We start from the raw sequence: 11,159 nt of genomic DNA, 5'->3' as shown, positions 1-11,159 counted from the left end.
GTTGATTCCTCGAAACAAGAAGAGATTGCTTCACTTCGTTCGTAATGACAGGTGCAACGAGGGATTGCTTCGTTTCACTCGTAATGACCATGAGATCGCTTCACTGGGTTCGCGATGACTTGTGAAACGTCACTGCGAGGGAGCACGCGACCAAAGCCGTCTCAGGTTGATTCCTCGAAACAAGAAGAGATTGCTTCACTTCGTTCGCAATGATTCATTCCACTTTGCTCGCAATTTCTATTATCTTTTGGCGAGTTTTCCTAAAAACCTGATGAGTTTATTCTTAAGACCGGTATAAGGTGGATGAAGAAGATCTGATGCAGCCAGGCGTTTTTGATGCATTACCGGCCTTTTCTTGGAAAAGGTCTTAAAACCATCGAATCCATGATAATGTCCCACTCCGCTGGAGCCCACACCCCCAAACGGAAGGTTATGCTGCGCCAGGTGGTATACCGTATCATTGATAGTCACTCCACCCGAAAGTGTATGCCTGAGTAACCAGTTTATCCTTTTTTTACTCTTATCGAAATAGTATAGCGCCAGGGGTTTGGGTTTCTCATTCACATATTCAACTGCTTCTTCGAAGTTTTCCAGATTAACAACAGGTAAAATAGGACCAAATATCTCTTGCTGCATGATCTCCATCTTATCGTTCACATTAAAGACCAGCTTTGGAGTAAATATCTTTCCCTCAATTGAAGCTGTTCCTGAAGATATTTCGACTACAGAAGCTCCTTTACTCTGTGCGTCCTCAAGCAGTCTGCTTAGCCTTTGATAATGCTTATCGCTTATGATATGGCTATAATGCTCGTTATTAGCAATATCTGGATAGAATTTATTTACCACCTTTTTTACCGCGTCCTGAAATTCATTGTTCAGCTCTTTTGGTAAAATAACGTAATCTGGGGCCACACAGGTTTGTCCGGAGTTAAATAGCTTGCCCGCCATTATCCTCTTAGCGGCCCTTGCTAGTGGATAAGAAGAATGAATTATCGCAGGAGATTTACCTCCAAGTTCGAGGGTTACCGGAGTAAGGTTGGGAGCTGCAGCGGCCATGATCATTTTTCCCACTTGAGTAGAACCCGTAAAGAAAAGATGGTCAAATGGCATTGATGAAAAATCCTTAGCCAGTTCAGTATCTCCTGTCACGCAATGAATATATTCCTCAGGAAAATTTGAATTAATTATCTTCCTGAGCACTTCGGCGGATGCGGGAGCTATCTCAGAAGGTTTAATGATCGCATGATTACCGGCCGCGACAGCATCTACCAAAGGGCTTAATGTGAGCAAGACCTGGTAATTCCAGGCGCCCATAATACCTACACTACCTAGTGGCTGGTACTGATAGTAGGCTGAAGCCGGCAACAAAAACCAGGAACCTGAAACTTTTCTCCTTTTAGTCCAGCTCCGCAAGTTCTTCATCGCATGTCTTATTTCATCATGCAGGGGAAATATTTCCAAAACCAGGGTTTCCTGGTGGGATCTAAAACCAAAATCACTGGAAACCGCCTCAATAAGCCTCTCCTTATTTTCATCAACAATAACTGAAAGCTTTTTCAGGCTTTGCATCCGCTTCTTATAATCGGGTGGAGAGCTTCTGAAAGCAGCTTTTTGTTTTTTTAGCAGGTTCTCTAATTCATCTCTGGTCATGGGCTCTGCCTTTAAATGTATTCATAGAAGTATAAATGCCGAATATTTTCCCTACCACTATATCCAGCAATCTTTTAGGTAATATTCCTTTAATAAAAGGAAGCAAATAAATGATCAAAGGCATCCTAAGTACGATCTTTTCATTTTCTATCGCATTAATGATCTGCCTGGCAACCTTTTCGGGTTTTAAAATCGGGACTACTGGAGAACTTACTCCCCTAAACATTCCGGTGTCAATGTAATAAGGAGTTACCGTTAGGACCTTTACTCCTGTTCTCTCCCTTTCCATTTCTATACGCAGGGAATCAGACCAGCCACTAATAGCCCATTTACTTGCACAATAGACCGACATCCCGGGGTTGGCCAGCATTCCCGCTGCCGAAGAAATATTAACGATATGTCCACTACCTTTTTCCAGCATCTGCGGAAGGAGACCTAAAGTAAGTTTCATAGGAGCGATTGAATTCACCTGCATGGTGCGTTCAATTTCTTCAAAAGAATGGTCTTTGTAATCCTTTCCGGTCACGACCCCGGCGTTATTGATAAGAACATCAACCTGGAGCCCCCTGCCAATTATGTCATCTATGGTTTCCCGTAGCTGTGATTCATCGCTAAGGTCCACGCTTAAAGGAAGAATCTCACAATTATTATTACTTAATTCTTCTACAGCATTAAGGAGAGCTTCCCGATCTATATCCAGAATGATAAGCCTGACGGCTCCTTTTTGAATAGCTTTATGGCCCATTAGAAGACCTATGCCTGAAGCGCCTCCGGTAATAAGTACGGTTTTGTCTTTAAGTTTCGTCAAGGTATTGGTTAAGGAACCGTCCTAAAATAGTCATTTTAATATAACCTAACTAAAAGGATCTTAATTGAATTCGGCACAATCATCAGAAGGCACATACACCCCTGCTGCCTGCTGATATACCAGTTGAGCTCCCAAATGTCCTGAATAGGTTAAGGTTCCGCAGCCCACGAGTAAACCAATAACCAGTATCACAGAAACAGCTTTCGTTTTAAGGATATCCACATAACTGGTGATAAGGTCGGCACCCAAAGCAACTGTAAAGATCCATGCCGTGATAACTGCAAAATTCTCATGATCTTTGAGCATGGTGGGATCACATAATTCCCTTGAGACTATACCATCGGCCAGGTTTCCTGTGTACACAGATATCCAGATACCTATAACGCCAAGGAATAATAAAAACCTTCCGCCCTGTTCCCATGTGATCTTGGAAGACCATAACCCAATCAGTTTAAAAAGGGTGGCCATGAGCAGAAGTACTATCGGAAAATGAACGGACAGAGGATGATAAACCTCTGTCCGCCAGAATTCTGGTATTTCGCTCATACCTATTCCATAATTTTCACTGAAATGGGATCCAGTCTTTTTCCAACTTTTTCAACTTCAACTTCTACTTTCTGACCTTCTTCAAGTTCGGAAAAATCTACCTCGCTACCATTTCTGGTAAGACTGGTGGTCTCAGTAAAATAAAGCTCCAGTGTCTTATCATCATCGGTAGTCACATAGATCTCGGTCTTTTCAGCCTCTACTTCTTTGATGGTTCCCTGATAGGTACCCGACTCGACCACATCGGTACTTTCACCGCAGGCGAAGAACAAAAGAATGGCACTGAACATTAATCCTTTTAAAATTGCAGATCTCATATTAAATTGTTTAAGATTAGATTTAAGTTAAAACAAGAATGAAATTAGTTAAAAAAGCCCTCAAACCAAAGGTATAGCGGCAATTTATATATTCTTTAAGAGTTTCGGAATATTTGCGGATCAATCCTCCTTTTTAGGATATATCATATTGAATGATTTCATAAGATGAAACAGGCCTGGGAGAATGATGGCTCCTCCAATTATAAGAGAAATAGCCAGGACCCTAATCACAGAATCGGGTGCTGCACCCGCCAGGAGATCCACTTCGGAAGAACTGGTTATAATGAGATTGGGAAAGTGCGTATTAACCGCCGCAAAGATCACCAACAGAATCTGGATCCCTGCAAGTATACGTGTTCGCATACTGTGCTGTTTCCTTATGGCCTGCCATAGTGGAAGAAGTAATACTGCTGAAAGCCCGATTGCAGTAAGGGAAAAGCTATTGTGTAAAAAGTCTTTCACAAATACCATATTGGTAAAATAACCATAGGTAAGAACGGCTCCCCCGATAAGCACCAGTGTGATGGTGAATATAGCCGATTTACGACTGTAGATCTTCCTAACCTCACCAGTGGTCTCCCCTATCAGTAGCGTTGAAGCCAGGAAGGCACAGAGAGCGGCATAAAATAAACCTGTTAGAATTGTAAAAGCATTCAGCCAGGGAAACAGAAATATATCGGCAAATCCCATCTGGGAATAATCGTTTGTGAGTGTAATCTTTCCGCTCACCAGGGTCCCGAAGGACATTCCAAGGAAAACAGGCGTAATAAAACTTCCTATCCTGAAGAGCCTGTTATACCATACCTGCGAAGTGTCGACAACCGCATCGTAATGCCTGAATATAAAGGCCACTCCTCTTATGGTGATTCCTAATAAAACCAGGGTTAATGGAACATGCAGATAAATAATTATGATATTAAAATAAACAGGAAATGCTATCCAGAGGATTACAATAAGAATGATGAGCCAGATATGGTTAGCCTCCCAGATAGGTCCCATAACATGATAGATGGTATCCCTCGTAAGTTTCCTGTTATTCCTGGAGGAGAACAATTCAACTATACCTGCACCAAAATCGGCTCCTCCCAGCAAAACATACAGGAAAAGCGAGAAAAAAGTAAAGAAAAGCACCACGTACAGCATAATTATTCGGTTGAGTTGTTAAGTACTTTTATCTGCCGGTTCATAAGCCAGGTTACAGTCACCGCCAGTGCCAGGTAGACCAGTACATACATATAAAAACTATATTTAAGTCCGGGCATGGGAGTTACGGCCTCCGCTGTTTTCATCACATTATAAATTATCCATGGCTGGCGTCCCACCTCGGTGACCACCCAGCCGGCTTCTACGGCGATAAAGCCCAACGGACTCAAAACCGCAAAGAGCCACCAGAATTTTTTATTATCCCACCATTTCTTTTTCCTGAGGCTGACAAAAAACAGCAGTGCCGCCAGCATAAGCAAAGTACCGATACCTACCATGATCTGAAAGGCATAATGAACGATCGCCACCGGAGGGAGCTCATCTTCAGGAAAATCGTTAAGTCCCTTTACCTCAGCATCAAAATCTCCAAAGGCGAGGAAAGATAAGGCTCCAGGAATCTCGATCTTGTTAGTGACCTCTTTTTTCTCTTCATCAACCACCCCACCTATAAACAGGGGAGCACCCTTCTCGGTCTCGTAATGGGCTTCCATGGCAGCCAGCTTTACAGGCTGACGCTCCGCGACATCCTTGGCAGAAATATCGCCACTCAAGGGCTGAAGCAAGGCCGCCACAGCTCCAAAAAAGATAGCGATCTTAAAGGCTTCTTTATGAAGTTCCTGATTCTTATTTCTAAGGATTTGAAAAGCATGGATCCCTGCCACTGCGAAACCAGTTGCAGCAAATGCAGCAAGCGTCATATGCAGGGCCTGGGTGAACCAGGCGTCATTAAAGAAGGCGGCTACGGGATCTATATTAGTAAAGGCTCCATTCACTACCTCGAAACCTGCCGGAGAGTTCATCCATGCATTCGCAGAAACTACCAATATACCAGAAGCCACTCCCGAAATACCAATTATGATACCTGTGATCCAGTGAAAAGTTTCTGGCAGCCGTTTCCAGCCGTACAGATAGAATCCCAGGGCTATGGCCTCTACAAAGAATGCCGCGCCTTCCAGGGAAAAAGGCATTCCTATGACGGGGCCTGCATGTTTCATGAATTCTGGCCAGAGCATCCCCAGTTCAAAGGAAAGAGCCGTTCCTGAAACCGCTCCAGTAACAAAGAAAATAGCAACTCCTTTTTGCCATGCTTTCGTCAATTTAAGATAAACGGGATTTCGTGTATTCAGCCATTTCTTATGAGATACCACCATAAAGAAAGGCATCACCATACCAATACACGCGAAAATTATGTGAAATCCCAGGGTAAAAGCCATTTGAAGCCTGGCATAATCGAGGTTTTCCATTAAAGGAATTTTTTACTGGCCAGACCAGCTTAAAAACACTGAGCAAAGCCTGTTTTTTGGCTTATAAATTTAGGGAAAATTCCATGGCTCACCTTGATGCCTGGTCAATATTTACAAAGTTTTAAGTTTAATTAGGTTTCTATAAAGAATGTCTGAAAAAACGTGAATTTCAGCATAAAAATATCCGGACACCTGGGCTACCTAACCATTCTAAACAACCAATGTGATCATTTAAAAATTATTTTTCCTTTTTTTGACAGAAAGAAGCTTATTATTCGGTTGCAACCATAATTTATGCAAGCAGTTATCTACTCTCCAGCAATTTCAGAAAAACATTACCCAACTATCCGGATATATCAAAAGTTTCAGATCAAAACAGATCTGTGATTTACATCTTCAATAAAAAAAGGGGGGAAATAATAAATTAATCCAGCAATTTAATCCATATAAATAAATTGAAATGTAACCAAAGTTACATTCGGCATTAAATTAACAGATATTTAATAGATCTCGCTCCATATAATGTAGACTCCCATCAGGAGAACGAACCAGCCAAATGCTTTTTTAAGCTTCTTACCATTGACAAAATTATTGAGATAGACACCAAGCCAGATCCCTCCGATTGAAAGTCCTGTGAAAATGAACAGGAATACCCAGTTGATCTCCATATTCTGTACATCTCCAATGAAGCCGATAAGGGATTTAATGGCTATAATAAGCAGCGACGTGGCTACGGCCTTCTTCATGGGTAATTTGGCAAGCAGCACCAGTGCGGGAATTATCAGGAATCCTCCGCCTGCACCCACGATCCCGGTAAGAAGCCCTACAACGACTCCTTCCACAATGATAAGCGGATAGTTATACGATACCTTTTCTTCCTTAAGATTCCGTCCATTATCCTTTTCTTTTATCATTGAGATCGCGGCCACGATCATAATAATGGCAAAAAAGATCATGATACCTATACCTTTGGTAAGGGTGAAACTGCCCAGGGTAAAGATCTCTTCGGGAATTGCCGGAACTAGAAATTTACGAGTGAGATAAACAGCGATAAATGCCGGAATGGCAAAGACGATGGCTGTTCTAAAATCTATGAGTTTTTTAGGGATATTCCGAAGAGCCCCCACGAGAGCGGAGGTTCCAACGACAAAAAGAGAATAAGCCGTCGCGGTTACCGGGTTTATGGCCAGAAGATAGACCAGCACTGGCACCGTAAGAATGGAGCCGCCACCGCCAATAAGGCCGAGCACCACTCCAATCAACAATGCGCCGAAATAACCCAGTATTTCAAGTATATCCATTCCTTTGATTTAATTCAGGGCAAAAGTATTATGATAAGCAGGCTTATGCAGTAACAATGGTTACAGAACATTAAAGGTCTATTACTTTTATCTGGTTGCGCTGAAGAGATATCTTTCCTTCAATTTCAAGCTTTTTCAGTAACCTGGAGATCACTACTCGTGAAGTATGAAGGTCATAAGCTATCTGCTGATGGGTACTCTGGATCTCATCGTCCCTGTTGATCTTGGCCCTGTCCCTGAGGTATTTCATAAGTCGCTGGTCCATATTTAGAAATGCAATGGCATCTATGGTATCGAGCATTTCTGACAACCGGGCATGGTATGCTGCAAAAACAAAATTACGCCATGATTTATACCTGGAGGTCCACTCTTCCATTTTGGCTATGGGAATCATCACGAAAGTAGTATCGGTTTCGGCTACGGCCCTTATTTCACTCTTTGTACGGCCAAGACAGCAACTAAGCGTCATGGCACAGGTATCACCGCGCTCCAGGAAATAAAGTAAAAGTTCGTCACCGTCCTTATCTTCGCGAAGTATCTTTATGGCACCATTGATAAGCAGTGGCATACCGGTAACATAATCGCCAATTTCGATGATAACTTCACCGGCTTTCACCTTTTTAAGAGTGCCCACCTCCATTATTTCATCTAGCAGTTCCTTTTCAAAAAGAAATCCGTAAGCTTCCTTTAATTCTTCGTGCATTTACAGCGTATTTGTTCATAAAATTAGAAAGAAAATTTCAGAATAAACCCCAGCGGAATGATAGGAATTGGGATTATTTCGGTTTCCAATAAAATAAACACCTGAAATCAATGATCTTAAAATCAGAATCTAACGGGAAAAATTATGAATGAGAATACAAATCATGAGCGCGTTAAGTTTCCTTAGAAAAACAAGAAGGCAACTTTCTACTGGAAGACTGTCCGGCCGAATATTTTATAATTCAGTAAAAGGACAAAGAGCTCATAAATCCATAGGACTTCCTCTAAAAATTGGTTAAATTAGAGTAATGATATAACCAGGAAAAGATCCTGTAGATCATGATAAGCTACAGCAAATATCTTAATAGAAGTATTCTCTGGATAGCCAGGGGCTGGGGTGGTATTATCCTGGCTTTCGTACTCTTTTTTCTTATCGCCCATATTTTTGGAAATGAAGAAGGTGGAACAGGTTTCTCTGACACCAGGGATATTATCACCTTTATCTTATTTCCGGTAAGTACGATCATAGGCCTGGCAATCGCTTATAAATGGGAAGGACTTGGCGGACTCATATCGAGCCTTGCAATTTTAATCGCCATGTTCATAAATGAAGTGATCGACTTCAAATTCCTGCTAACTATCTTCCCTCCGGGTTTTCTTTACCTGGTATACTGGTTTATGGAACGCCGGGAACACCGGCATTCTGAAAGAATGAAATTGCACTAAAAAAATCGGTTTTTTCGGTTTAGCTTATTCCATACAATATCATCTTTTTCGTCTTACCACGCAATCCCATTTCACCCAGTTCGGCCAGGCAATATTTGTCCAGTTCATTTTCCGGAAGCTTTTCCAGGAGTTCATTTGAGATGATAAGTTTCTGCTTGTAGACCTTACACTGCTCCATCATTCTGGAAGTGGTGTTCAGTATATCTCCGGAATAGACAATTTCCCGCTTGATGACCCCGATCTCGCCAACCACCACCTCGCCACTATGGAAAGCGGCCTTGAATTTGGGTAAAAGTCCATATTTCTCAAGATAATAAGCCTCTTTATTCTGTACGCTTTTTTCTATGCGGAAGAAGCATTCAAGAGGCTGCATATGCTTAAGTACCGACCGACGCACCGGCCATGAAACCACGATCTCATCACCGATATACTGATAGATCTCTCCCTGGGTATCCAGGATAGGATCGGTCATATCACTAAAAAAATCCTTGAGTAAATCAAAAAAATGAATATGGCCCAGCCTCTCGGCAATTGTTGTAGAGTCACTAAGATCAAGAAACATGAAGATGCGGCTCACCTCATGCGGCCTGTGGTAGCGACCCAGGAAAAGAGAAATAAGGGTTGTGGGAGCATATTTTTCATAGATATTGAGTCCCTGCACGGTGATCCATGCAATGACCAGCCAGGTGACTATATTCCGCAAGGCATATGGATCCAGTATAAGAAGATCCAGGGCCATAGCCAGGGGATCGTTAGCACTGTGAATTTCTTCACGATAGTAAAACCAGTATGGAATAATGGTATTAAGAACCAGGATAAAGCCAAGAAAAAACCAGAAGTTGACAAAAACATAATACCAGTAGCTTCTTTTACGCAGGTTTTCACTGAGGCGGAAAATTAAAATACTTCCTCCAATAAAACCTCCCACCGCCGGACCTATGATATTTATAAGAAGAAAAGAACCAAATGACAACTGATTTGGAACCACGAAAATAAATTCATCTGAAGCAGGTATATAATTCACACATTTATAGAAAGCCATAAATGCACCGCTGGCCATCCAGAAAAGTGTCACTCCAATTACAAGAAAAAGCTGGGCTCTTATTTTTGATTGTAGATACATATCATACCTGCGAATTTATACTGAAAGATATTACCAAAAATTCAATTTCAGGAAAATAAACCCATTTATGTAAGTTGCTGATATATAATTTTTTAAAACACAAAAAAAGCGGTCAAAACGGAGAAATATCAGCATGAAAAATTTAACGTTTTCAGCTAAAAATAAAAATCCTAAGAGTCTGATTTTCAGCTATATTTAAACTCTTATTCTTCAGCTTATGAAAAAAGTGAATTTGTTCCTTTTCCGTCACAGGAATGAACATCAGATCGGCCTGGATTTTAAATTCAATCTTCCTTTAAAGGAATATTTAAAGCTATTCGATGGCCTGCGCTGGTCACAAACCTTCCAGTGTTTTTATATCAATGCCGACAGGCGGCTTCTTGATAATTTTATGACCCACCTTAATAAAGGCCAGGTAATGGTAGATGATTCATTAATGGACTATTCAAAACTGGATGAATCCTTCCAAAAACCAGAGGACAAACAGGATAAAGCCGAGGCCTTCAGAAAATACCTTCGTGGTATGAGGTATAGCGAGAGTACGGTTAAGACCTATATGAACTTTGTCACTAAATTCCTGAAGATGTATCCTGAAGCAATTACTTTCACAGAGAGCGATGTAGCCAGGTTTAATGAAGAACAGATCGCTGGCAGGCACTACTCCATTAGTTCTCACCGGCAATGTATTAGCGCGCTTAAGCATTATTTTGAATTCTCTGGCCTGGCACTATTTGAAACTGACAAAATGAAAAGGCCTAAGAAAAGTCATTATCTGCCCACCGTACTGAGTAAGGAAGAAGTGCTGGACCTGTTAAGGCTCACCAGAAACCTAAAACATCGTTGTGTGATGGCTCTTATTTATTCTTCGGGCCTTCGCATTGGAGAACTGGTCTCTCTTGAACTGAAAGATATAGATATTGACCGCAGACAGGTTTTTATAAGACAGTCTAAGGGAAGAAAGGACAGGTATGTTATGCTGGCGGAAAGTATTTTGCCCCTGTTATACAATTATCTTCAAACCTATACCCCTAAGCGTTATTTCGTTGAAGGCTATAAGGAAAAACCTTATACCGCTTCTGCGATAAGGCATTTTTTAAAGGAATCCTGCAAGAGGGCGAAGATCAAAAAACGAGTTAGTCCGCATACGTTAAGACATAGTTTCGCAACCCATATGCTTGAGAACGGCACGGACCTTCGTTACATCCAGGCATTGTTAGGGCATGCGAAGCCGGAGACCACAATGATCTACACTCATGTGGCCCAAAAGGATGTAGTAAAGATACAGAGTCCGCTGGATGCCAGTTTAAAGGAGTTGCTTTCGAGGGCCGATAAAGGAGACTCTAATCTGCGTTTATCCCGGAATATTTTAGAATAAAAGCTTAAATTGCCGTGGATATAACGAGTTATGCACAATAGCGCCGGAACGATATTTTGAATTTCAAAGAGTGTTTTTTGTAAGCCGACCAATCCATTTCCGAAACATTTATAGAAAATCCGAACTTAATAAGATGGAATTTTGATTGGGAAAAGGAAAAAAAT

The 11,159-nt window shown here is 41.5% G+C and carries 11 protein-coding genes; 2 read left to right on the top strand and 9 right to left on the bottom strand.

Translation table 11 applies throughout. The features are described from left to right. Positions 1-240: 240 nt before the first annotated feature. The 8 genes from NE848_RS17180 to NE848_RS17145 all read right to left on the bottom strand — a co-directional run bounded on the left by NE848_RS17180 (position 241) and on the right by NE848_RS17145 (position 7,772). Positions 241-1,650, bottom strand: a complete 1,410-nt coding sequence (locus tag NE848_RS17180; protein ID WP_252115846.1) for a coniferyl aldehyde dehydrogenase — start codon at positions 1,648-1,650, stop codon at positions 241-243. Continuing rightward, positions 1,637-2,458 (bottom strand): SDR family oxidoreductase, encoded by an 822-nt coding sequence (locus NE848_RS17175; RefSeq protein ID WP_252115845.1) that lies wholly within the window; start codon positions 2,456-2,458, stop codon positions 1,637-1,639. The genes NE848_RS17180 and NE848_RS17175 overlap by 14 nt, the downstream gene beginning before the upstream one ends. 60 nt (positions 2,459-2,518) lie before the next feature. Next, positions 2,519-3,004: a DUF2231 domain-containing protein gene (locus NE848_RS17170; protein WP_252115844.1), complete on the bottom strand. Its 486-nt coding sequence runs from the start codon at positions 3,002-3,004 to the stop codon at positions 2,519-2,521. Positions 3,005-3,006: 2 nt separating this feature from the next. Next, positions 3,007-3,321, bottom strand: a complete 315-nt coding sequence (locus NE848_RS17165; RefSeq protein WP_252115843.1) for a hypothetical protein — start codon at positions 3,319-3,321, stop codon at positions 3,007-3,009. A gap of 120 nt (positions 3,322-3,441) precedes the next feature. Beyond that, a complete protein-coding gene (locus NE848_RS17160; protein WP_252115842.1) occupies positions 3,442-4,464 on the bottom strand; it encodes a cytochrome d ubiquinol oxidase subunit II in 1,023 nt (340 codons plus the stop codon). A 2-nt stretch (positions 4,465-4,466) separates the two neighbouring features. Further along, entirely contained in the window at positions 4,467-5,768 is a 1,302-nt protein-coding gene (locus NE848_RS17155) for a cytochrome ubiquinol oxidase subunit I (RefSeq protein ID WP_252115841.1), read from the bottom strand. Between the two features lie 500 nt (positions 5,769-6,268). Beyond that, complete coding sequence (locus NE848_RS17150) at positions 6,269-7,069, bottom strand: sulfite exporter TauE/SafE family protein (RefSeq protein WP_252115840.1); 801 nt, start codon at positions 7,067-7,069, stop codon at positions 6,269-6,271. A 70-nt stretch (positions 7,070-7,139) separates the two neighbouring features. Continuing rightward, a complete protein-coding gene (locus tag NE848_RS17145) occupies positions 7,140-7,772 on the bottom strand; it encodes a Crp/Fnr family transcriptional regulator (protein ID WP_252115839.1) in 633 nt (210 codons plus the stop codon). Positions 7,773-8,110: 338 nt separating this feature from the next. On the opposite strand from NE848_RS17145, the gene NE848_RS17140 reads away from it, so the two are divergent. Then, positions 8,111-8,497: a DUF7670 domain-containing protein gene (locus tag NE848_RS17140; protein ID WP_252115838.1), complete on the top strand. Its 387-nt coding sequence runs from the start codon at positions 8,111-8,113 to the stop codon at positions 8,495-8,497. A 19-nt stretch (positions 8,498-8,516) separates the two neighbouring features. On the opposite strand, the gene NE848_RS17135 is transcribed toward NE848_RS17140, so the two are convergent. Continuing rightward, complete coding sequence (locus NE848_RS17135) at positions 8,517-9,620, bottom strand: adenylate/guanylate cyclase domain-containing protein (RefSeq protein WP_252115837.1); 1,104 nt, start codon at positions 9,618-9,620, stop codon at positions 8,517-8,519. A gap of 217 nt (positions 9,621-9,837) precedes the next feature. Here NE848_RS17135 and xerA point away from each other — a divergent pair, with 217 nt between their 5' ends. Then, positions 9,838-10,995, top strand: coding sequence for a site-specific tyrosine recombinase/integron integrase (xerA, locus tag NE848_RS17130; RefSeq protein WP_252115836.1), 1,158 nt, complete (start codon positions 9,838-9,840; stop codon positions 10,993-10,995). The last annotated feature ends 164 nt before the right edge of the window (positions 10,996-11,159 follow it).

The organism is Gramella jeungdoensis (assembly GCF_023805255.1).
GTDB classification, from domain to species: Bacteria; Bacteroidota; Bacteroidia; order Flavobacteriales; family Flavobacteriaceae; genus Christiangramia; species Christiangramia jeungdoensis.
The sequence above is the reverse complement of the archived record's forward strand: the minus strand, read 5'-3'. Positions and strand labels throughout refer to the sequence as shown.